Below are 22,821 nucleotides of genomic sequence, written 5' to 3'. Positions count from 1 at the left end.
CATGTTCTGGGAGAAAAAACTCGCGCAATGGGTCGACGAAGTGCGCAACAAGGCCAACCTGCCCGCACGGCTCGTGCTCTGGAGCGGTCAGCAATACGACTTCGGGAATTTCGCCGCGCCGCAGGTCACGCTGAAGGTCAATAGCGCGGCGGCGCTGCCGCTGCTGCTCGAACCGAGCCTCGACAATCTCGGCGAGGCCTACGTGAAGGGCAAGATCGACATCGAAGGCAAGCTCGCCGACATCATCAACATCAGCTATTCGCTCGCCCGCAACACGGTCACGAGCGCCAGCAAGCTCGCGCGCGTGCGCCGCTATTTCACGCACTCGAAGACCACCGACAAGCGCGCGATCCAGTATCACTACGATGTCTCGAACGACTTCTACAAGCTGTGGCTCGACGAGAACATGGTCTATTCCTGCGCCTACTTCGAGAACGGCGACGAAGACCTCGCCACCGCGCAACTGAAGAAGATCGATCACATCCTCACCAAGATCCAGTTGCAGCCGGGCCAGACGCTGCTCGACATCGGCTGCGGCTGGGGCGCGCTCGTGCTGCGCGCCGCGCAGAAGTTCGGCGCGCGCTGCGTGGGCGTGACGCTTTCGCAGAACCAGTTCGATCTCGCGACGCAGCGCGTCAAGGACGCGGGCCTGCAGGACCGCATCGAGATCCGTCTGCAGGATTACCGCGACGTCACGGGCCAGTTCGATCGCATCACGAGCGTGGGCATGTTCGAGCACGTCGGGCGCAAAAATCTGCCGGGCTACTTCACGAAGGTGCGCGAACTGCTCGCCGACGACGGCGTCGCCATGAATCACGGCATCACGTCGAGCGACGCGGAAAGCGGCGAGACAGCGCTGGGCGGCGGCGAGTTCATCGACCGTTACGTGTTCCCGGACGGCGAACTGCCGCATATCGGCCTCGCGCTCGAAGCGGCGCAGCGCGGCGGACTGGAGGCGGTTGACGTGGAGAGCCTGCGCCGTCACTATGCGCACACGCTCGACCTCTGGGCGGACAATTTCGAGGCGCGCGCGCAGGAAGCGAAGCAACTCGTCGACGACGAGAAGTTCCGCATCTGGCGCGTCTATCTGGCCGGCTGCGCGTACGCGTTCGAGCACGACGACGTGTCGATCTATCAGATCGTCTGCCGCAAGGCCGGACGCAGCGCGACGACGCTGCCCTGGTCGCGCCGCTACATGTACGAGAAGCCGCTGTAACACGGGGCGACGGCGCGGGCGGCGCGCAATACGGATTCGCCGCCCGTCCGCGCCAGGCGAACGGCGCTTTTTTGCCACCGGCCTTTCGCCACTGACCAGACGAACATGAACGAACGCGACGACGGCCTTTTCGGCGCCCTGGAGAACGACGGTTCCGGCCTCGCGCCTGAGGGTGGATCGAGCGCCGGATCGACCACACGCCGACCGCGCGAACGCCGCGCCGCGCGCGCGGTGGACACAACGCCCAGGGCCGAACCGCCGCAAACCGATCTGTTCGGCTTCGTGCCGCCCGAACTGCCGAAGCGCGCGAAAACCACCGTCGTCGCCAACGAAAGCGCCGACAGCGACCCCGCGCCAAAACCGAAACGCCCCAAACCCGCTCCGACGTCCGAATCCGGCGATACCCCGCCCGCCCCGAAGCGCCGCGCGCGCGGCGTGCTGCCCGCCGAACTCGCGCAGGACGTGCTCGATCTCGGCGCCGAACTGCCCCCGGGCGTGCGTCTGGGCACGTCGTCGTGGTCGTTTCCGGGCTGGCGCGGCCTCGTCTACGGCGACGACTACAGCAATTCGAAGCTCGCCCGCGACGGTCTTGCCGCTTACGGCGCGCATCCGCTGCTGCGCTCGGTGAGCATCGACCGCTCGTTCTACGCGCCGCTCACGGTCACCGACTACCTGCGCTACGCGCAGCAGGTGCCGGACCACTTCCGCTTCATCATCAAGGCGCCCGCGCTCATCACCGACGCCAGCGTGCGCGGCGATCGCGGCGAGCCGGTTTCGGCCAATCCCTGCTTCCTGAACCCCGAACTGGCGGCGCGCGAATTCGTCGAGCCGTGCCTCGCGGGACTCGGCGCGAAAGCGGGCGCGCTGGTGTTCCAGTTTCCGCCGCTGACCGACCAGTTGCTCGCCGATCCGACGACCTTCGTCGAGCGCCTCGCCGCGTTTCTGGCCGCGCTGCCGCCGCTTCCGGCACCGGCCGCCGACGCCGCGCCGGGCGATGCGACCTGCTACGCCGTCGAGATCCGCGACGCCATCCTGCTCACGCCGCGCTTCGTGCGCATGCTGCGCGCGGCGGGCGTGCGCTACTGCGTGGGCCTGCACGCGCGCATGCCCGACCCGCTGCGCCAGGCCGCCGCGCTCGCGCTGATGGACGGCGAAGCGCCCGCCGGTCCGCTGATCGTGCGCTGGAGCCTGCACAGCGGCTTCAAGTACGAGCAGGCGAAGGCGCGCTACGAGCCGTTCGACAAGCTCGTCGACGAAGACCCGCACACGCGAGACGCGCTCGCCGAACTCGCGGCACGCTACGTGATCGCGGGCCAGCCGGTACTGATCACGACCAACAACAAGGCCGAAGGCTCGGCGCCGCTGACCTGCCAGAAGCTCGCGCGCGCCATCGCCGATGAAGTGCAGCGTCTGCGTGCCGAAGCCACCGCCTCCATCGATTCGTCCGCGCAATAAAAAACGGCGGACGCCGCAAAGCGCCCGCCGTTTTCATCGGCTATCCAGTCGGAAGATCAGTCAGCCTTGAGCCGATGCGCGAACTTCTGGCGGAATTTCGCCACCTTCGGCGCCACCACGAACGCGCAGTAGCCCTGATCCGGATGCTGCGCGAAGTAGTTCTGGTGATACGCCTCGGCCGGGAAATAGTTGCCGTCGAGCGGCAGCACCTGCGTGACGATCTTGCCGTCGTAGACGCCCTCGGCCGCCAGCTCGCGAATGGCCTGTTCGGCGATATCGCGCTGCGCATCCGAATGCGTGAAGATCGCCGAGCGGTATTGCGTGCCGACGTCGTTGCCCTGGCGGTTCAACTGGGTCGGATCGTGAATCGCGAAGAAGATGTCGAGAATCTCGCGATAGCCGATCTTCGCGGGATCGAAATCGACCTTCACGACTTCGGCGTGGCCGGTTTCGCCGTCGCAGACCTGCTCGTAGGACGGGTTCGTGGTGTGGCCGCCCGCGTAGCCCGATTCGACCGCGAGCACGCCGTCCACGCGCAGAAATACCGCCTCGAGGCACCAGAAACATCCGCCGCCGAGGGTGGCCGTTTCGACTGTCTGACTCATGCTGAACTCTCCTGTGATGGGGCGCCGGCGCTGCGCCGCGCCGGCTTCGCACGCCGCGCATGGCGCCACGCCGCCCCAGGTAACCCGGCGCGCGAGTGGGTGTACAGCCTGTCGCGCGCCGCTTTTCGCTAAAATTGGGGCAATCCGCTGAAATTCCACATGACTTTGCTGATCGCCACCCATTACGCCGAAGGCGCGCAACGATGACCCGCCGCGCCAGCCCGCCCAATTTCGACGCCGCCGCCTTCCGCCGCGCGCTCGGCCAGTTCGCGACCGGCGTCACGGTCATCACGACCCAGGCGCCCGACGGCTCGCTGATCGGCATCACCGCGAGTTCGTTCAACTCGGTGTCGCTCACGCCGCCGCTCGTGCTCTGGAGCCTCGCCACGCGCTCGGCCTCGATGCCGGTGTTCCGCAGCAACAGCCATTATGTGGTGAATGTGCTCGCGGCGTCGCAGCTCGACCTGTGCAAGCGCTTCGCCACCGTGAAGGGCGACCGCTTCGAAGGCGTTTCGCACGCGGCCGGCGACACCGGCATGCCCGTGCTCGACGGCGCCATCGCCTGGTTCGAATGCCACAACCGCAGCCGCTACGACGAAGGCGACCACGTGATCTTCGTCGGCGAAGTGGAGCGTTGCGGCGTGCGCGAGGATCTCGACGCCGACTCGCCGCTGGTCTTCCACGGCGGCGGTTTCCATCGGCTGCAATCGCTTTAGGCGGATCGCAGGCACGATCCGCCGCGCCAACGCCAAGGGCCGCTCGAAGCGGCCCTTTTTACATCGGCGCGTGCAAAAACGTCAGACCGGTGCCGTCTTCTGCTCGGCGCGCTGCGCGATCAGATCGACGGGCACGCCCGCCTCCACCTTGAGCGTCGTGAGCACGATGTTCGAGCGGATGTCCATCACACCGGGCGCCTTGTAGAGCTTGTTGAGCACGAAGTCCGAGTAATGCTTGAGGTTGTGCGCGAGCACCCGCAGCAGGTAATGCGTTTCCCCGGTCACGACGTACGCTCCCACCACCTCCGGCCAGTCGCGCAGCGCCGTCACGAAGCGCTCGTGCCAGCTTTCCTGGTCGTTGCGCATCGACACCTGCACGAAGGCTTCCATCTCGAAACCGAGAATCTCCCGGTTCAGACAGGCGCGATAGCGCTCGACCACGCCTTGCTCTTCGAGCAGGCGCAGTCGCCGCAAACACGCGGACGGCGACAGTGAAATGCGTTCGGCCAGATCGAGGTTACTGATGCGGCCCTCGTTCTGCAGCACGGAGAGAATCCGGCAATCGGTAGCGTCGAGCGAGATAGCGTTCATATTTGGTCTCCTTTCCCGTCTTGTAACAAATTATGTGCCAAGAACTGTAGCTTGCGGCGTTTTTTTCGCAAGCACATTTCGCGGCGGGTTGCCTATCATTCGAAAAATAACGAGACAACCTTGTCAGCAAGATGAACGACCTCTGGGACATTTCCCCGCCCATCCACCCTGCAACGCCCGTCTGGCCGGGCGATACGCCCGTGACCGTCGAGCGCGTCTGGCGCATGGAAGCGGGTTCGCCGGTGAACGTGGCGCGCGTCACGCTTTCGCCGCACACCGGCGCGCACACCGACGCCCCGCTCCATTACGACGCCGACGGCGCGCCCATCGGCGAGGTGCCGCTCGATACGTATATCGGCGCGTGCCGGGTGATCGATTGCATCGGCGCGACGCCCGTCGTGCTGCCCGAACACGTGCAGGCCGCGCTGGACGGCATCCCGCCGCGCGTGCTGCTGCGCACTTACGCGAGCGCGCCGCAGGACAGCTGGGACAGCGCGTTCTGCGCGGTCGCGCCCGAAACCGTCGATCTGCTCGCGGCGCACGGCGTGCGGCTGATCGGCATCGACACGCCGTCGCTCGACCCGCAGGAATCGAAGACGATGGACGCGCATCACCGCATCCGCGCGCATCGCATGGCGATCCTCGAAGGCGTGGTGCTCGACGCCGTCGCGCCCGGCGACTACGAACTCATCGCGCTGCCGCTCAAATTCGCGACGCTCGACGCCAGCCCCGTGCGCGCCGTGCTGCGCGCGCTGCCGGCATCGGCAAACTGACTCTCCTCCCCACCGGAATTGCATCGACCATGAACGACCGACACGCAGCCCTCGCGCTCGACCGCGCCGACCCGCTCGCCGCGCGGCGCGACCAGTTCGCGCTCGCGCCCGATACCATTTATCTCGACGGCAACTCGCTCGGCGTACCGCCGAAAGCGAGCGCCGCGCGCGCCCAGGCCGTGATCGGCGGCGAATGGGGCGAAGGCCTGATCCGCAGCTGGAATACGGCGGGCTGGTTCGCGCTGCCGCGCCGCCTCGGCAACAAACTCGCGCCGCTGATCGGCGCGGCCGAAGACGAAGTCGTGGTCACCGACACCATCTCGATCAATCTCTTCAAGGCGCTCTCCGCCGCGCTGCGCGTGCAGAACGCGCGCGATCCGAAGCGTCGCGTGATTGTCTCGGAACGCTCGAATTTCCCGAGCGATCTGTACATCGCGCAAGGCCTGATCGAGCAGCTCGATCGCGGCTACGAACTGCGTCTCGTCGACGACCCGAGCGAATTGCCCGCGGCGATCCGCGAGGACGTCGCCGTCGCCATGATCACGCACGTGAACTATCGCACCGGCGAAATGCACGACATGCGCGCGCTCACGGAGCACATCCACGCGCAAGGCGCGCTCGCGCTCTGGGATCTCGCGCATTCCGCGGGCGCGGTGCCGGTCGATCTGAATGGCGTGAACGCCGATTACGCGGTCGGTTGCACGTACAAGTATCTGAACGGCGGCCCCGGCTCGCCCGGTTTCGTGTGGGTGCCGAGGCGCAATCAGAATACCTTCTCGCAACCGCTGTCGGGCTGGTGGGGGCACAAGTCGCCGTTCGAAATGAATCCGCAATATCGTCCCGACGACGGCATCGGCCGCTATCTGTGCGGCACGCAGCCGATCGTTTCGATGGCGCTGGTCGAATGCGGCCTCGACGTGTTCCTGCAAACGGGCATGCCGGCGATCCGCGAAAAATCGCTCGCGCTCACCGATCTCTTCATCGAGCTGGTGGAGACGCGCTGCGCCGGTTTCGACCTCACGCTCGTCACGCCGCGCGAGCATGCGCGCCGCGGCTCGCACGTGAGCTTCGAGCATCCGCACGGCTATGAAGTGATGCAGGCGCTGATCGCGCGCGGCGTGATCGGCGACTATCGCGAGCCGCGCGTGCTGCGCTTCGGCTTCACGCCGCTCTACATCGGTTACGCCGATGTCTGGGACGCCGTCGAAACGCTGCGCGACGTGCTCGCCACGGAACAATGGCGCAAGCCGGAATTCGCCGCGCGCGGCGCGGTGACCTGAGGAGCGCACGATGAACGACCACATGCAGATTCCCGGCGTGCCCGAAGAAACGAATGCGTCGAACGACGCGCCGCGCGGCGGTTGTCCGTTTGGGCATGGCGCGGCGACGGCAGCGGCACCGGCTCACACGGAGGCAGCACCAGCCGCCGAACAAGGCGACGGCTGGCACGACGCGCAACTCGACTTCTCGAAGTCGATGAGCTACGGCGATTACCTCGGCCTCGACAAGGTGCTCAACGCGCAGCATCCGCTCTCGCCGGATCACAACGAGATGCTGTTCATCGTCCAGCATCAGACGAGCGAGTTGTGGATGAAGCTCGCGCTCTACGAACTGCACGCCGCGCTCGCGAACGTGCATCGCGACGCGTTGCCGCCCGCGTTCAAGCAGCTCGCGCGCGTCTCGCGCATTCTCGAACAACTGGTGCAGGCGTGGAACGTGTTGTCGACCATGACGCCTTCGGAGTACACGTCGATGCGGCCGTATCTGGGCGCTTCGTCGGGCTTCCAGTCGTATCAGTACCGCATGATCGAGTTTCTGCTCGGCAACAAGAACGCGCAGATGCTCAAGCCGCACGAGCATCGACCCGAGATCCACGCGCAGGTGAAGGCGACGCTCGAGGCGCCCTCGTTCTACGACGAAGTGATCCGCCTGCTCGCGCGGCGCGGGTTCGCGATCGCGCCCGAGCGGCTCGCGCGCGACTGGACGCAGGCGACGGAGCACGACAGCAGCGTCGAGGCCGCGTGGCTGGAGATCTACCGCAATCCGTCGAAGCACTGGGATCTGTACGAAATGGCCGAGGAACTCGTCGATCTCGAAGACGCGTTCCGCCAGTGGCGCTTCCGCCACGTGACCACGGTCGAGCGCATCATCGGCTTCAAGCAGGGCACGGGCGGCACCAATGGCGCGCCGTATCTGCGCAAGATGCTCGATGTCGTGCTGTTTCCGGAGCTGTGGCACGTGCGCACGGTGCTGTGACGCGCGACGCTCGCGCGCCGTAAACGACATCGCGCCGGTTCGGCGGGCTTCTTTCGGGAAGCCTCGCCGAACCGGCGCGATGGTTTCAGACTGCCTTCTTAGCCGGCTGGACCCGCTCAGACCACCACGGTCTGCGCTTCGCCTTCCTTGCTTTCGCGCACGACGCCGATCTTCCAGACCTGCTCGCCCGCCGCCGCCAGCAGCGACGCGGCCGCATCGGCCTGATCCGCCGCCACGATCACGGCCATGCCGATGCCGCAGTTGAACACGCGGTGCATTTCCGCGTCGGCGACACCGCCTTCCTTCTGCAGCCACGAGAACAGCGGCGGCAGCGGCCATGCCGCGTGATCCAGTTCAGCCGTGAGGCCTTCGCGCAGCACGCGCGGAATGTTTTCGACCAGACCGCCGCCGGTGATATGCGCCATGCCCTTCACGTCGACGGTTTCCATCAGCTTGAGCAACGGCTTCACGTAGATGCGCGTGGGCGCCATCAGCGCGTCGCCCAGCGAGCGGCCGTCGAAGTCGGCGTTCAGGTCGGGATTCGCGCGCTCGATGATCTTGCGCACGAGCGAGAAGCCGTTCGAGTGGATGCCGCTCGACGCGAGGCCCAGCACCACGTCGCCGGGGACGATCGTGCTGCCGTCGATGATCTTGCTCTTTTCCACGGCGCCGACCGCGAAGCCCGCGAGGTCGTATTCGCCGTCCGGGTACATGCCCGGCATTTCGGCCGTTTCGCCGCCGATCAGCGCGCAACCCGACAGCTCGCAGCCCTGCGCGATGCCCTTCACGACCGTGGCCGCCGTGTCGACGTCCAGCTTGCCGCAGGCGAAATAGTCGAGGAAGAACAGCGGCTCGGCGCCCTGCACGAGAATGTCGTTCACGCTCATCGCGACGAGATCCTGGCCGACCGTATCGTGTTTGTTCAGATGAAACGCGAGGCGCAGCTTGGTGCCCACGCCGTCGGTGCCCGAAACGAGCACCGGTTCCTTGTAACGCTTCGGCACTTCGAAGAGCGCGCCGAATCCGCCGATGCCGCCCATCACGCCTTCGCGCAGGGTCTTCTTCGCAAACGGCTTGATGCGGTCGACGAGCGCGTCGCCCGCGACCATGTCGACGCCGGCGTCGGCGTAGGAGAGGCCTTGCGCCTGATTAGCGGGGCCGGATTTCGGTTGATTCATGGGGAAGTGCCAGAAGGTCGGTAAAATGCGATTTTAACCGATTGCAGGTGCCCCGCCGCCGCGGCTGGGGCGAGTATTTTGGAGACGGGCGGCGAGACGCCGCCAGGAATGCGCCGGCCGCGTGCTGTCAGCCCCGCTGAGCCGCGCCCGGACACGCATCGAGCACGCCTGGGCGCGCGCATGCCGCACGATCGCGCCCGTCCGCCAAACCGCGCTCCAGAACCGGAAACCACGATTTGTCGCCGAACACACCGATTTTCACGCCGTATCAGCGCCAGGCCTTCATCTGGGCCGCGCTCGCGCTCGCCTTCGGCATCGTGCTGTGGCTGCTGCGCCCGGTCCTCACGCCCTTCCTGCTCGGCGGCCTGCTCGCCTACATCCTGCAGCCGGGCGTGGCGTGGCTCGTGCGCCGCCGCGTGCCGCGCGGCCTCGCCGCGCTCGCCATGATGCTGCTGTTCGCGCTGCTCGTGACGATGCTGGTCGTGCTGCTGCTCGCGGTGATCCAGAAAGAAGGGCCGCAACTGAAACAGCAGGTGCCGGCGATGATCACGCATCTGCACGACTGGCTCACGCCCAAGCTCGCGTTTCTCGGCGTCAGCGATTCGATGCTCGACTTCCAGAGCCTGCGCGACCTGATCACGAGCCGCGTCGAAGGCAGCGCGCAGACCATCGCGCTCTACGCGTGGACGTCGATCCGCACCAGCAGCAACGTGGCGATCGAAGTCGTCTCGAACGCCGTGCTCGTGCCGCTCGTGCTGTTTTATCTGCTCTACGACTGGAACGCGATGCTGGTGCGCGTGCAGACCTTCATCCCGCGCCGCTGGTTTGGGCGCACGATGGAGCTGGCGGGCGAAATGGACCGCATGCTCGCGCAATATCTGCGCGGCCAGTTGCTGGTGATGGCCGTGCTGGCCGCGTTCTACGCGATCACGCTGTCGATCGCGGGCTTCGAAGTCGCGCTGCCGGTGGGCGTGTTCACGGGCCTCGCGGTGCTGATTCCGTATCTCGGCTACGCGACCGGCCTCGTGCTCGCGCTGATCGCCGCGCTGCTCCAGTTCGGCAACTGGTACGGCTTCGGCGCGGTGGCGCTGATCTACGGCGTGGGCCAGGTGCTTGAGGGCTTTTTCCTCACGCCGCGCCTCGTCGGCGAGCGCATCGGCCTGCATCCGCTCGCGGTGATCTTCGCGTTGCTCGCGTTCGGGCAACTTTTCGGCTTCTTCGGCGTGCTGCTCGCCTTGCCCGCGAGCGCGATCCTCTCGATCGCGCTGCGCGAACTGCGGCGCAGCTATCTCGCGAGCGCGCTCTACAAGAACTGACTTCCGCCAGACAACCGTGCAGCGACAGTTAACGCTCGATCTCGGCACCCCGCCGCCATCGACCTTCGACAACTTCCACACCGGCGCCAACGCGGAGCTGGTCGCACGCCTGCGCGGTCTGGACGCCGCGCTCGCCGCGGGCGCGCACGCCGCCGACCCGCAGGCCGACCGCACGTTCTACATCTGGGGCGAACCGGGCAACGGCCGCTCGCATCTGCTGCACGCGCTCGCCTGCGAGACGCCGCCCGGACGCGTGCGCTATCTCGGACCGAAAAGCGGCCTCGCCGCCTTCACCTTCGACGCGCGCGTGCCGATCTACGCCGTCGACGACTGCGACTCGCTCTCGGGCGCGCAGCAGATCGCGCTGTTCAACCTCTTCAACGAAGTGCGCTCGCATCCGGGCACGGCGCTGGTCGCCACCGGCAACGCCGCGCCGATGGGCCTCGCGGTGCGCGAGGATCTGCGCACGCGCCTCGGCTGGGGCCTCGTGTTCCACCTCGCGCCGCTCTCGGACGCGGGCAAGGCGGCCGTGCTCAAGCACGCGGCGCGCGAACGCGGCATCAATCTCGCCGACGACGTGCCCGCCTATCTGCTCACGCATTTCCGCCGCGACATGCCGAGCCTGATGAAGCTGCTCAACCAGCTCGACCGTTTCTCGCTCGAACAGAAGCGCGCGGTGACGCTGCCGCTGCTGCGCACGATGCTGGCGAAGGGTGACGGCGAGGACGCGGCGAATGGCGACGAAACAGCGCTGGAAGGCGGCGACGAAGGCTTCGGCGAGACTGATGCGCTGTTCGGCAGCGAGACGGGCGACGACGCGGCTGAATCCGCTGAATCGACCGCATCGGCCGAATCCACAGAATCCACAGAATCCGTCGATCACGACGCGCCTCAAGCCCCGAACGAACCCGCCGCGCCCACCGCCCCCGACTTCGCCGCCCCGCGCGGCGTCGAACTCGAACTGTTCCCGAACGAGCCAGCCGGCGAATCGGCGCAGGAAGCCGGTTACGAAGCACCCAAGCCGCCCGCGCTGCAACCGCGCACGCCGCTGGGCGCGCCGCCGTTCCAGCCGCCGACCGACAACGTCGAAGGCGAGCTGGGCGCGCCGTTCCGCGCGGTGGTGCACCGCGAGCTGGGCACCGAACTGAAGGGCGAAGTGGAAGCCGACGTCAGCGACGAAATGAGCGGCGAACTGAACGGCGACCTCGATCCGCCCGCCGCCGATCCGAACGCCCCGGCCAATCCGGCCCATCCCGCCGCGCCCGCCGATCCTGCTGCCGCCGCGGCCCAAACCGAACCCGCCGTCTCGCCGGACGAGCACGACCCGGCACGCTCCGGCCCGAATACCGCGCAGTCCGAACCCGGCGCATCCCAGCAGACCCCGAACGCCCCCGAGCGCCCCGGCTCGCCGCCCGACGCGGGCGCGGGCAACGGCTTCACCCGCTTCAAGTAAAATGAGCGCCCATGGCTAATCTCGCACTTTTCGATCTCGATCACACGCTGATCCCCACCGACAGCGACCACGAATGGGGCCGCTTCATGGTGAAGCTCGGCATCGTGGACGCCACCAGCTTCGCCGAGCAGAACGACCGCTTCTACGCCGACTACAAGGCCGGCAAGCTCGACATCCACGCTTACCTCGTCGCCATGCTCACGCCGCTCGCGAAGTATTCGCGCGCGCAGCTCAAGACGTGGCACGACCAGTTCATGCACGAAGTCATCCGTCCGGCCATCCTGCCGGCCGCGCTGGAACTGGTGCGCGAGCACAAGGAAGCGGGCGATGTGTGCTGCGTGGTCACGGCCACCAACGAGTTCATCACGGCGCCCATCGCCGAGGCGTTCGCGGTGGACAAGCTGATCGGCTGCGAGGTCGAAACCGTCGACGGCCATCCGGCCTCGGGCTTCACGGGCCGCCCGACGGGCACGCCGAGCTACCGTGAAGGCAAGATCGTGCGCGTCGAAGCGTGGCTCGCCTCGCTCGGCAAAACGTGGTCGGACTTCGAGCACAGCTACTTCTATAGCGACTCGCACAACGACATTCCGCTGCTCGAAAAGGTCACCGACCCGATCGCGACCAACCCCGACGACACCCTGCGCGCCCACGCGCAACAAAAGGGCTGGCGCATCCTCGATTTGTTCCAGGCATCGTGATCAAGAAATTCATCCGCAAGCTGTTCGGCCAGGACGACAGCGCCGCCGCGCACGACGACGCAGGCGCGCAAGCCGCAGCCTCCCACTCCGCATCCGACGACGAAGCCGCGCCCCGCACGCGCCGCAAGCCCGCTGCAAAGTCCGGCACGCGCGCCACGCTCACCAAGCCGCGCGCCGCCATGGGCGCGAGCGAGCCGATCTCGCCCGTGATCCTCTCGGCCGACGTGCACGGCATCAACCCGTCGCTGATCTCCCGCAACGCCGTGCGCGTGACCGAAGGCCTGCAGCAAGCGGGTTTTCGCGCGTTCATCGTCGGCGGCGCGGTGCGCGACCTGCTGCTCGGCGTCGCGCCCAAGGACTTCGACGTGGCCACGGACGCCACGCCCGACCAGGTGCAGAAGCTGTTCCGCCGCGCGCGCATCATCGGCCGCCGCTTCCAGATCGTGCACGTGCAGTTCGGCCAGGAAATCATCGAAGTCTCGACTTTCCGCGCGCTCGTCGATGCACCGCCGCCGCCCGCCGAATCGGCTCCGCCGGCCAAGCGCATGCGCCGCGACGAACTCGACCGCAAGACGCACCACGTCGACGCGAGCGGCCGCGTGCTGCGCGACAACGTCTGGGGCGAGCAGCACGAGGACGCCACGCGCCGCGACTTCACGATCAACGCGATGTACTACGATCCGGCCACGCAAACCGTGCTGGATTACCACAACGGCATGGCCGACATGCGCGCGCGCCTGCTGCGCATGATCGGCGACCCGGCCACGCGTTATCGCGAAGATCCGGTGCGCATGCTGCGCGTGGTGCGTTTCGCGGCCAAGCTCGGTTTCGACATCGAAGAAAACACCCGCGGTCCGATTCAGGATCTCGCCGACCTCATCAACAACGTGCCTGCGGCGCGTCTGTTCGACGAGATGCTCAAGCTGCTGCTCTCGGGTCACGCGCTCGAATGCCTCAAGTGGCTGCGCAAGGAAGGCCTGCATCACGGCCTGCTGCCGCTGCTCGACGTGGTCCTCGAACAGCCGCAGGGCGAGCGCTTCATCTCGCTCGCGCTGTCCAGCACCGACGCGCGCGTGCGTGCGGGCAAGCCGGTTTCGCCGGGCTTCCTGTTCGCCACGCTGCTCTGGCACGACGTGCAGCAGCGTCTGCAGCAATACACGGCCGAGGGCGAATTCCCGGTGCCGGCGCTGCACCGCGCGATGGACGACGTGATCGACGCGCAAACGGAGAAACTGGCGATCCATCGCCGCTTCTCGTCGGACATGCGCGAAATCTGGGGCCTGCAACTGCGCCTCGAAAAGCGCGGCCGCAGCGCCATCAAGCTGCTGGAGCATCCGCGTTTCCGCGCGGGCTATGATTTCCTGCTGCTGCGCTGCGAATCGGGCGAGCTCGACGCCGAAATCGGCCAATGGTGGACCGATTTCATCAGCGGCGACCCGACCGCGCGCGAAACCCTGCTCACGCAGGGCGGCACGAAAGAGCGTTCGCCGCGCAAGCGCCGCCGTCGCGGCGGAGCGAAACGCAAAACGGGCGAAGCCGCGGTGGGCGCCGAAAGCGCCGGCGCGGATGGCTCGTTCGGCGACGACGGCAACCCGCACGAGGACTGACGCCATGCAAGGCGCGGCAAAGTGCGGTAAGGTCCATCGTCAACCGCAACGATAGTCGGAAGTGAAGCCATGACGGTTGCCTGGCTGGGAATCGGCGCGAATCTGGGGGATGCGCGCCAGACCCTCAAAGACACGGTGGTGTGCCTCGCGCAACAGCACTCCATCACCGTGCTCGCGAAATCGAGTCTGTACCGCACCGCGCCGATCGACGCGGGCGGCGACGACTATTTCAACTGCGTCGTGAAGCTCGACACGCGGCTCGCCGTGCGCGAGCTGCTCGGCCTGTGTCACCGCGTCGAGCATCATTTCGGCCGCGAACGCCCCTTTCGCAACGCGCCGCGCACGCTCGACATCGACATCCTGCTGTACGGCGGCGAGATCATCGACGAACCCGATCTCATGGTGCCGCACCCGCGCATGACCGTGCGCGCGTTCGTGCTCGCGCCGCTCGCCGAGGTCGATCCCGAACTGGAGATTCCCGGCAAGGGCCGCGTGAGCGACTTCCTGCCCGGCGTGGCCGACCAGCGCATCGAGAAGATGAAGCCGCTGTGCCAGTGTCTGGGCATGGCGTCGCAGGCGCCGGCCGACGCATCGTCTAACAGCGCCTCCGCCAGCACGACGGACGCGACGGCCGCGACGCCGGGCACGCCCACGGGCCGTTGCGGATGAGCACGCCGCTACCCGTCGTCACCGCGCGCGCGGCCCGTCCGGCGTATCAGTACATCGCGATCGAAGGGCCGATCGGCGCGGGCAAGACCGCGCTCGCCACGCGTCTGGCCGAACGCTGGTCGATGCAGACCCTGTTCGAGTCGCACGCCGACAATCCCTTTCTCGAACGCTTCTGGCGCGACGCCTCGCGGCACGCGCTGGCCGCGCAGCTCTCGGTGGCCCTGCAGCGCGAGCGCCTCTCGCACGAAGTGGCCGCGCGCCGCGCCGCCGGTGTGCCGCTCGTGACCAATTTCCTCGCCGAGCGCAACGACGTGTTCGCGCGCCTCACGCTCCCGGAAGACGAACTGCCGCTCTATCGCGCGCTGGCCGAACGGCTGCCCGCGCAGACGAGCGCGCCCGACCTCGTCGTCTATCTGCAGGCGAGCCCGGAAGCGCTCTACGCGCGCATCCAGAAGCGCGCGGTGGCTGCGGAGCAGCACATTTCCGATGCCTTTCTGCGTAGCCTCTGCGACAGCTACAACGAATTTTTCTATCATTACGACCATGCGCCGGTGCTGACCGTCGGCGTGGAAAATCTGCACCCGCTCGATTCCGATGCGGACCTTGCGCTGATCGCCGAACGTATCGAAACCATGCGCGGCCGCAAGGAATCCTTCGTCAAGGGCACGTCGCTCTAAGCGGCGCGCTCCTCTCCGGTTTCTCTCTTTTCCAAACGGATTCCCCATGACTTACCTGCAGGAAACGAGCCGCAGCGCGGTCACCGTGCCCAAACTCCAGGCAATGCGCGACGCGGGCGAGCGCATCGCCATGCTGACCTGCTACGACGCGAGCTTTTCGGCGCTGTGCGACCGTGCGGGCGTCGATTCCGTGCTGATCGGCGACTCGCTCGGCAACGTGCTCCAGGGCCACACGACCACGCTGCCCGTCACCATCGACGACATCGCCTATCACACGGCGTCGGTGGCGCGCGCGCAGCCCAAGGCGCTGATCGTCGCCGATCTGCCGTTCGGCACCTTCGGCACGCCCGAAGACGCCTTCGCGAACTCGGTCAAGCTGATGCGCGCGGGCGCGCAGATGGTGAAGATCGAGGGCGGCGAATGGCTCGCGCCCACCGTCAAGATGCTGGTCGAGCGCGCGGTGCCCGTGTGCGCGCACATCGGTCTTACGCCGCAGTCGGTGCATGCGTTCGGCGGCTTCAAGGTGCAGGGCAAGAGCGATGCGGGCGCGACGCAACTGATCCGCGACGCGCTCGCGCTGCAGGACGCCGGTGCGCAACTCGTGGTGATCGAAGCGGTGCCGGCGGCGCTCGGCACGGAAGTCACGAAGCAGCTGCGCATTCCGACCATCGGCATCGGTGCGGGCGTCGAGTGCTCGGGACAGGTGCTGGTGCTGCACGACATGCTGGGCATTTTCCCCGGCAAGCGTCCACGTTTCGTGAAGGACTTCATGGCCGGTCAGCCCGACATCGAATCGGCCGTGCGCGCCTATGTGCAGGCCGTCAAGGAAGGCAGCTTCCCCGGTCCCGAACACGTGTTCTGACGCGTTCTGCTGACGCGTTCTGATTCAGCCGATGCACGCGCGGGCCGCACACGCCCGCGCCCGTTCCCTCCCCTCTCATTCCGCCCATTCCGGGTCGCACGTGAACATGATCGTGAGCCAGCGGTGCGCTTCGTCGCCGCCGATGGCCCGGCCGATCTCGTCGCGGATCGCGTCCCATTCGGCGAGCCGCTTCGCCGGCATCTCGGGCGGCACCACGAAATACAGCTCGATTTCGCGCGACCGCCCCACTTTCGCCACGTAGGCGCGGTGATACTGGAACGCGTAACGCTCGACGAATTTCACGGCGATCGCATCGACCTGCGCCTTGAGGTCGGCGGGCGCCACGAGCAGCATGTCGAGCAGCGCCTGGCGGATCTCCGCGAGCGGAATCGGCATGATGACCACGCAGACGAAGGCCAGCGCCGCAGGGTCGATATACGGCGTGTAGCTTGCCCACGCCGTGCCTTCGATCGCGTAGCCCGCGCCGAACGCGATCAACAGCGCCGCCGTGATGCCCGCCGACATGATCCACGACTTGATGTCGAGCCGCAGGAAGTCCGAGCGGATGCGCCGGTTCGCGCGCACTTCGAGCAGGGCCATCGCCGCGCAGACGCTCACCGTCATCACCGCGTAGACCAGCGCCGGGCCGAAATGCAGCGCGTGGCCGCCGCCCAGCAGGCTGGTGATCGCGTTGATCAGCGCATAGACGGTGACCGCGACGAGCAGCGTGCCGTTCAGCGCGAGCACCATCGGTTCGAGATGCCAGAAACCCATCGTGAAACGCTCGCGCCATTTGCGCGGCAAATCGACGTCGACGGCATGCGAGGTGATCAGGCGGACGACGGCGAGCGCGAGCGCGCTCATGCTGGCGTCGACGAGCGAGTAGACGCCGTCGAAAATGATCGAGAAAGAGCCGGAAAAGAGGCCGAACAGCACGCCGCCCGTGGCGATCAGCAGCGTGGTGGCGATCGAGAGGCGCAGCACGGCGCTCTCGTCCCGCATGTTCAAGAAGGAAGGTCGTGCCATGCCGCCGCTCTCCGCGGCCCTGCCGGGGCCAGGCAGCTAGCAGGCTAACCGAGGCGCGCGAAATCTGTCGCGCGCCTGTCCGGTCGTTCAGATCAGCAGCAAGCGCGCGGGCAGCGCGCCGCGCAGCGCGTTGGTCAGCAGCAGCGCTTCGGCGTCGAGCACGTCGTCGCGCGTGAGCACGCGCTCCTGCGCGCCGAACGCCTCGTCGTCGAGCAGCACGCCGCGCATCACGCCCGGCAGCAGCCCCGATGCGAGCGGCGGCGTGAACCACTGGCCGTCGAGTTTCACGAACACGTTCGAGCGCCCGCCTTCGGTCAGCTCGCCGCGTTCGTTGAAGAACAGCATGTCGAAGCCGCCCTGCGTCTCCGCTTCGCGCCACGCGTGGTCGAAGTCGACACGGCGCGTGGATTTGCGCAGCAGCAGCGCATCGGCGGATGCAACCGGCGCATAGCCGTGATCCGAAGCCAGTAACACGCCCACGGTTTCCGACGCCAGCGGCGCGAGCGGCGCGCTCGTGAGCACGAACTCGCCGTGCTTGGCGAGCGCCACGCGCACGCGATGCGGCGCGTCCTCGTCGACAAAGCTCGCGCAGGTCTCGCTCAAGCGCGCCCGCAACGCCTCGACGTCGCACGGAAAATCGAGCCACGCCGCACTCGCCGCGAGCCGCGCGAGATGACGGTCGAGGTGACGCACGCCTTGCGCGCGCGTCGCGTACATCGTCTCGAACAGTTCGATGCCGGGGTCGGCCTGAGTCAGAAAACGTGCTTTCAAACGGCACTCCTCGTATTCGTCGGCGGCCACGCTGTCGAGCACGATGCCCGCGCCCACGCCCATCTGGCCGCGGCGCATGACCGCGTCGCCGGATTGTGCGGCGTCGAGCGTTAGCGTGCGGATCACGACCGAGAGGCAAAAGTCGCCGCAGGCCTCGCCGTCCGGCGCGGCGTCGAGCCAGCCGATCGTGCCCGTGTACAGCCCGCGCGGCCCTTGCTCCAGCGCCTCGATCAACTCCATCGTGCGATGCTTGGGCGCGCCCGTGATCGAACCGCACGGGAACAGCGCGCGCATCGCGTCGGCGAACGTGGTGCCTTGGCGCACGATGGCCTCGACCGTCGACGTCATCTGCCAGACCGACGCATACGGCTCGACGCTGAACAGCGCCGGCACGCGCACCGAGCCCGTCTGCGCCACGCGCGACAGATCGTTGCGCAGGAGATCGACGATCATCACGTTTTCAGCGCGATTCTTGGGATCGTTCGCGAGGAATTGCGCGGCGGCGGCATCGCGCGCCGCATCGGGGTCGCGCGCGGCGGTGCCCTTCATCGGTTTCGCGCGCAACGTTTCGCCGTGCTTCTCGACGAACAGTTCCGGCGAGCACGACAGCACCCAGCGGTCGCCCGGCAATGCGATCAGCGCGCCATAACGCACGCGCTGACGCTCGCGCAGACGCCGGTACAGCGCGACGGGCGTGCCGAACGTCTCGAAATCGAGCCGGTACGTGTAGTTGATCTGATACGAGTCGCCGATGCGCAGGGCGTCCTGCACGGCGTGGATGTCGTGCTCGAAACGCTCGCGATCGACACCCATCGTCACCGCCGCGATGCCCGCGGGCGCGGGCGATTCACGGCCTTCGCGCGCGGCGAGCCACGCGTCGGCTTCCTCGCGCGAGAGCTTTTCGCAGTGCGCGAACAATAAAAAACGCAGCGCGGCGTGGCCGTGCTGCGTTGGCTGACTGGCGGGGGACGTTGACGATGGCGCCGATGACGCCGCATCGTGCTTCGCGAATTCAAGCGCGCGCCCGAATTCGTAATCGCCGATCACGAGCGCGTGGCGCCCCGCGCGCTGTTCGGCCTGCACCTGGGCGCAGGCCGCGTCGAGATCCGCCGCGCGTTCGCACGCGACTTCGCGCACGAACCCCGTGTAGAGGCGGCTCGAGCGGCGCGTGGCCGTCGAGTCGCCGTCGTCGAGCAGCGCGAACACCGCGCCGCCAGGATTGACTGCCATGGACTTGCTACCTGCTACTGCATCGATGCAACCCGACGCGCGTGGGAGCGCGCATCAGTCGAAGAAGCTCTTCACGCGGTCGAACCAACTCTTGCTCTGCGGGCTGTGGCGCGAACCGCCTTCCACGAGCGACTTCTCGAACTGCTGGAGCAGATCGCGCTGGTTGTCGGTGAGCTTGACCGGCGTTTCGACCTGCACGTGCACGTACAGATCGCCCGCGATGCTCGAACGCAAACCCTTGATGCCCTTGCCGCGCAGACGGAACGTCTTGCCCGACTGCGTGCCTTCCGGAACCGTGAAGGTCGCGCGGCCCGCCAGCGTAGGCACTTCGATCTCGCCGCCGAGCGCCGCCGTGGTGAACGGAATCGGCATCTGGCAATGGAGGTCGTCGCCGTCACGCTCGAAGACCGCGTGCTGCTTGATGTGGATTTCCACATACAGGTCGCCCGACGGACCGCCGTTGATGCCCGGCTCGCCGTTGCCGGCCGAGCGGATGCGCATGCCGTCGTCGATACCCGCCGGAATCTTCACTTCGAGCGTCTTGGTTTCCTTCACCTTGCCCGCGCCGTGACAGGCCGTGCACGGTTCGGGGATGTAGGAACCCGTGCCGTGGCACTTCGGACAGGTCTGCTGGATGCTAAAGAAGCCCTGCGACATGCGCACCTGGCCGGAGCCGTGGCAGGTCGGGCAGGTTTCCGGCTTGGTGCCGGGCTTCGCGCCCGAGCCGTGGCAGACTTCGCAGCCGCTCCAGCCCGGCACGCGGATTTGCGTCTCGTAGCCGTGCGCCGCCTGCTCCAGCGTGATTTCCATGCTGTAGCGCAGGTCCGCGCCGCGGTACACCTGCGGGCCGCTACGGCCGCCGCGCGCACCGGCCGCCTGGCCGAAGATGTCGCCGAAAATGTCGCCGAAGGCGTCGGCGAAACCGCCGAAGCCCTGCGCGCCCGCGCCGCCCATGTTGGGATCGACGCCCGCATGGCCGTACTGGTCGTATGCCGCGCGCTTTTGCGAGTCCGACAGCATTTCGTAGGCCTCTTTGACCTCCTTGAAATGCTCTTCCGCATCCTTGTTGTCCGGATTGCGGTCGGGGTGATACTTCATCGCCAGCTTGCGATACGCCTTCTTGATTTCGTCGTCGCTCGCGTTCTTCGCGACGCCCAGAACCTCGTAGTAATCCCGTTTCGCCATATCGGTTCAACGCCGGCCTGACGCTTTGCAGCGCACGCCGGCTCCTCTTGAATGCTGGATCTCGTGACCCGTTCGCCGTTCCTTTCACGCCCCGCGCGGGCACTTTTCGCGCCCTTGCGGCCCCTGTTACAGAACGGCCTCCATAAAACAAATGTGCCCGGAGAGCCGGAAGGCTCGCCAGGCGCTGCAATGCTGACGCGCATCGTAACCGATGCGGCCGTGCTCCGGTCCATTCGTTCGAGCCGCCACCCGTGGGCGGCGGCCCGTTCGCACCGGCTTAGTCCTTCTTGACTTCCTTGAACTCGGCGTCGACCACGTCGTCGGCATCGTTCTTCGCGGCCTGCTCGGCGCCGGCTTCGGCACCCGCGCCCGCTGCGGCGCCGGCCTGCTGCGCCTGCATGTCGGCGTACATCTTTTCGCCGAGCTTCTGCGATGCCGCCGACAGCGCCTCGACCTTCGCCTCGATCGTCGCCTTGTCAGCCGACGAATCCTTCAGCGTGTCTTCGAGTTCCTTCAGCGAAGCTTCGATCTTTTCCTTTTCGGAAGCGTCGATCTTGTCGCCGTACTCGGCCACGGCCTTCTTCGTGCTGTGAACCAGCGCATCGCCCTGGTTGCGCGCGTCGGCCAGCTCACGCAGACGGTGATCTTCTTCCGCGTTCGCTTCGGCGTCCTTCACCATCTTTTCGATTTCGGCTTCCGACAGGCCCGAGTTCGCCTTGATGGTGATGCGGTTTTCCTTGCCGGTCGCCTTGTCCTTCGCGCCGACGTGCAGAATGCCGTTCGCGTCGATGTCGAAGCTCACTTCGATCTGCGGCACGCCGCGCGGTGCGGGCGGAATGCCTTCGAGGTTGAACTCGCCCAGCAGCTTGTTGCCCGCCGCCATTTCGCGTTCGCCCTGGAACACCTTGATCGTCACGGCCGACTGGCTGTCGTCCGCCGTCGAGTAGACCTGCGAGTGCTTGGTCGGGATCGTGGTGTTCTTGTTGATCATCTTCGTCATCACGCCGCCGAGCGTCTCGATACCGAGCGACAGCGGGGTCACGTCGAGGAGCAGCACGTCCTTGCGGTCGCCCGACAGAACCTGACCTTGAATCGCGGCGCCGACTGCAACGGCTTCGTCCGGGTTCACGTCACGGCGCGGATCCTTGCCGAAGAACTCCTTCACCTTTTCCTGCACCTTCGGCATACGCGTCTGGCCGCCGACGAGAATCACGTCGTCGATGTCGCCGACCTTCACGCCTGCGTCCTTGATCGCGACGCGGCACGGCTCGATGGTGCGCTCGATCAGGTCTTCGACCAGCGCTTCCAGCTTGGCGCGCGTGATCTTCAGGTTCAAGTGCTTCGGACCCGATGCGTCCGCCGTAATGTACGGCAGGTTGATTTCGGTCTGCTGGCCCGACGAGAGTTCGATCTTGGCCTTTTCAGCGGCTTCCTTCAGGCGTTGCAGCGCGAGCACGTCCTTCGAGAGGTCGACGCCCTGCTCCTTCTTGAACTCGCCGATGATGTAATCGATGATGCGCTGGTCGAAGTCTTCGCCGCCGAGGAACGTGTCGCCGTTGGTCGAGAGCACTTCGAACTGCATTTCGCCGTCGACGTCCGCGATTTCGATGATCGAGATGTCGAACGTGCCGCCGCCGAGGTCGAACACGGCGATCTTGCGGTCGCCCTTTTCGGCCTTGTCCAGACCGAACGCGAGCGCGGCTGCGGTCGGTTCGTTGATGATGCGCTTGACTTCCAGACCGGCGATGCGGCCCGCGTCCTTGGTGGCTTGACGCTGGCTGTCGTTGAAGTACGCGGGAACCGTGATCACGGCTTCGGTGACCGGCTCGCCGAGGTAGTCTTCAGCGGTCTTCTTCATCTTGCGCAGCACTTCTGCGGAAACCTGCGACGGCGCGAGGTTCTGACCATGCGCTTCGACCCAGGCGTCGCCGTTGTCGTGCTTGACGATCTTGTAGGGCATCAGGTTGATGTCCTTCTGCACTTCCTTCTCGTCGAAGCGGCGGCCGATCAGGCGCTTGACCGCGTAAAGCGTGTTGCGCGGGTTCGTGACCGACTGGCGCTTGGCCGGCGCGCCGACCAGGACTTCGTTGTCGTCCATGTAGGCGATGATCGACGGCGTCGTACGGGCGCCTTCGGAGTTCTCGATCACCTTGACCTGATTGCCTTCCATCAGCGCCACGCACGAGTTCGTGGTGCCGAGGTCAATACCAATAATTTTGCCCATTTTTGTCAAATCTCCAATTTTGATCGCTGCGCGGACGCCGCTTTGCGCGGTTTTCGACGCGGTTTCAACAAGGTTGCAATCCGCGTGATCGCGGCTGGCGTCCACTTCAATTCGGAACTGCTGCCCAAATAAGTGCCGCGTTGGCGCTTTTCAAGGGGTTTGGGCTATGCGTCCGTTAATTTTTTTCAATCGGCGACGCATTTTCGCGATGTTTTGGAAAAAGCGCCACCTTCGCTTTCTAAAGCCTTACGAAACGACCGTGAGGCCGCCGGAAAGCACGACTGCGCTACAGCGGATGACGGCAGCGCGACGC

Annotated in this window: 19 protein-coding genes and 1 pseudogene; 13 read left to right on the top strand and 7 right to left on the bottom strand. The window is 66.5% G+C overall.

The window, feature by feature from the left end:
* Position 1: 1 nt before the first annotated feature.
* Positions 2-1,216 (top strand): SAM-dependent methyltransferase, encoded by a 1,215-nt coding sequence (locus tag SB764_RS18815; RefSeq protein ID WP_065057180.1) that lies wholly within the window; start codon positions 2-4, stop codon positions 1,214-1,216.
* A 105-nt stretch (positions 1,217-1,321) separates the two neighbouring features.
* Entirely contained in the window at positions 1,322-2,671 is a 1,350-nt protein-coding gene (locus tag SB764_RS18810) for a DUF72 domain-containing protein (RefSeq protein ID WP_410864303.1), read from the top strand.
* Positions 2,672-2,727: 56 nt separating this feature from the next.
* Here the strand turns inward: SB764_RS18810 and msrA are convergent, their stop codons facing one another.
* Positions 2,728-3,276, bottom strand: coding sequence for a peptide-methionine (S)-S-oxide reductase MsrA (msrA, locus tag SB764_RS18805; protein WP_110325495.1), 549 nt, complete (start codon positions 3,274-3,276; stop codon positions 2,728-2,730).
* A 203-nt stretch (positions 3,277-3,479) separates the two neighbouring features.
* Here msrA and SB764_RS18800 point away from each other — a divergent pair, with 203 nt between their 5' ends.
* Positions 3,480-3,992 (top strand): flavin reductase family protein, encoded by a 513-nt coding sequence (locus SB764_RS18800; protein WP_065057178.1) that lies wholly within the window; start codon positions 3,480-3,482, stop codon positions 3,990-3,992.
* Between the two features lie 81 nt (positions 3,993-4,073).
* On the opposite strand, the gene SB764_RS18795 is transcribed toward SB764_RS18800, so the two are convergent.
* Positions 4,074-4,583 carry an Lrp/AsnC family transcriptional regulator gene (locus SB764_RS18795; protein ID WP_065057177.1) on the bottom strand — a complete coding sequence of 170 codons (510 nt, stop codon included), beginning with the start codon at positions 4,581-4,583 and terminating at the stop codon, positions 4,074-4,076.
* 131 nt (positions 4,584-4,714) lie between these two features.
* On the opposite strand from SB764_RS18795, the gene kynB reads away from it, so the two are divergent.
* From kynB to kynA, 3 genes are read left to right on the top strand one after another with little or no spacing between them, the layout of a single operon-like run.
* Positions 4,715-5,356, top strand: a complete 642-nt coding sequence (gene kynB / locus SB764_RS18790) for an arylformamidase (protein WP_410864301.1) — start codon at positions 4,715-4,717, stop codon at positions 5,354-5,356.
* Positions 5,357-5,385: 29 nt separating this feature from the next.
* Complete coding sequence (kynU, locus tag SB764_RS18785; RefSeq protein WP_065057175.1) at positions 5,386-6,636, top strand: kynureninase; 1,251 nt, start codon at positions 5,386-5,388, stop codon at positions 6,634-6,636.
* Positions 6,637-6,646: 10 nt separating this feature from the next.
* Positions 6,647-7,612 (top strand): tryptophan 2,3-dioxygenase, encoded by a 966-nt coding sequence (kynA, locus tag SB764_RS18780; RefSeq protein ID WP_124262545.1) that lies wholly within the window; start codon positions 6,647-6,649, stop codon positions 7,610-7,612.
* Between the two features lie 116 nt (positions 7,613-7,728).
* Here kynA and purM read toward each other — a convergent pair whose 3' ends face one another.
* On the bottom strand, positions 7,729-8,790 hold the full coding sequence (gene purM / locus SB764_RS18775) for a phosphoribosylformylglycinamidine cyclo-ligase (protein WP_065057173.1): 1,062 nt from the start codon (positions 8,788-8,790) through the stop codon (positions 7,729-7,731).
* Between the two features lie 236 nt (positions 8,791-9,026).
* On the opposite strand from purM, the gene SB764_RS18770 reads away from it, so the two are divergent.
* The 7 genes and pseudogenes from SB764_RS18770 (at position 9,027) to panB (ending at position 16,072) form a co-directional block, all read left to right on the top strand.
* Entirely contained in the window at positions 9,027-10,106 is a 1,080-nt protein-coding gene (locus SB764_RS18770; RefSeq protein WP_065057172.1) for an AI-2E family transporter, read from the top strand.
* Positions 10,107-10,122: 16 nt separating this feature from the next.
* A pseudogene (hda, locus tag SB764_RS18765) lies at positions 10,123-10,845 on the top strand (DnaA regulatory inactivator Hda); the annotation flags it as partial.
* A gap of 725 nt (positions 10,846-11,570) precedes the next feature.
* Complete coding sequence (locus tag SB764_RS18760) at positions 11,571-12,257, top strand: HAD family hydrolase (RefSeq protein ID WP_065057171.1); 687 nt, start codon at positions 11,571-11,573, stop codon at positions 12,255-12,257.
* Positions 12,254-13,864 (top strand): polynucleotide adenylyltransferase PcnB, encoded by a 1,611-nt coding sequence (pcnB, locus tag SB764_RS18755; protein WP_065057170.1) that lies wholly within the window; start codon positions 12,254-12,256, stop codon positions 13,862-13,864. The genes SB764_RS18760 and pcnB overlap by 4 nt, the downstream gene beginning before the upstream one ends.
* 69 nt (positions 13,865-13,933) lie before the next feature.
* Positions 13,934-14,533 (top strand): 2-amino-4-hydroxy-6-hydroxymethyldihydropteridine diphosphokinase, encoded by a 600-nt coding sequence (gene folK, locus SB764_RS18750; protein WP_183712671.1) that lies wholly within the window; start codon positions 13,934-13,936, stop codon positions 14,531-14,533.
* The gene (locus SB764_RS18745) at positions 14,530-15,210 is read left to right on the top strand and encodes a deoxynucleoside kinase (RefSeq protein ID WP_065057168.1); all 681 of its coding nucleotides are present in this window, start codon (positions 14,530-14,532) and stop codon (positions 15,208-15,210) included. Before folK ends, SB764_RS18745 begins: the two co-directional genes overlap by 4 nt.
* A 46-nt stretch (positions 15,211-15,256) precedes the next feature.
* The gene (panB, locus tag SB764_RS18740) at positions 15,257-16,072 is read left to right on the top strand and encodes a 3-methyl-2-oxobutanoate hydroxymethyltransferase (protein ID WP_065057167.1); all 816 of its coding nucleotides are present in this window, start codon (positions 15,257-15,259) and stop codon (positions 16,070-16,072) included.
* Between the two features lie 75 nt (positions 16,073-16,147).
* On the opposite strand, the gene SB764_RS18735 is transcribed toward panB, so the two are convergent.
* The 4 genes from SB764_RS18735 to dnaK form a co-directional block, all read right to left on the bottom strand.
* Positions 16,148-17,098 (bottom strand): cation diffusion facilitator family transporter, encoded by a 951-nt coding sequence (locus tag SB764_RS18735; RefSeq protein ID WP_176080390.1) that lies wholly within the window; start codon positions 17,096-17,098, stop codon positions 16,148-16,150.
* Positions 17,099-17,185: 87 nt separating this feature from the next.
* Positions 17,186-19,099 carry an aminodeoxychorismate synthase component I gene (gene pabB, locus SB764_RS18730; protein ID WP_176080389.1) on the bottom strand — a complete coding sequence of 638 codons (1,914 nt, stop codon included), beginning with the start codon at positions 19,097-19,099 and terminating at the stop codon, positions 17,186-17,188.
* A 54-nt stretch (positions 19,100-19,153) separates the two neighbouring features.
* Positions 19,154-20,284, bottom strand: a complete 1,131-nt coding sequence (dnaJ, locus tag SB764_RS18725) for a molecular chaperone DnaJ (protein WP_065057164.1) — start codon at positions 20,282-20,284, stop codon at positions 19,154-19,156.
* Positions 20,285-20,561: 277 nt separating this feature from the next.
* Positions 20,562-22,508: a molecular chaperone DnaK gene (gene dnaK, locus SB764_RS18720; RefSeq protein WP_065057163.1), complete on the bottom strand. Its 1,947-nt coding sequence runs from the start codon at positions 22,506-22,508 to the stop codon at positions 20,562-20,564.
* Between the last annotated feature and the right edge of the window lie 313 nt (positions 22,509-22,821).

Origin of the sequence: Paraburkholderia sp. SIMBA_027 (assembly GCF_046535315.1) — a bacterium.
Taxonomy (GTDB): Bacteria; Pseudomonadota; Gammaproteobacteria; order Burkholderiales; family Burkholderiaceae; genus Paraburkholderia; species Paraburkholderia tropica.
The sequence above is the reverse complement of the archived record's forward strand: the minus strand, read 5'-3'. Positions and strand labels throughout refer to the sequence as shown.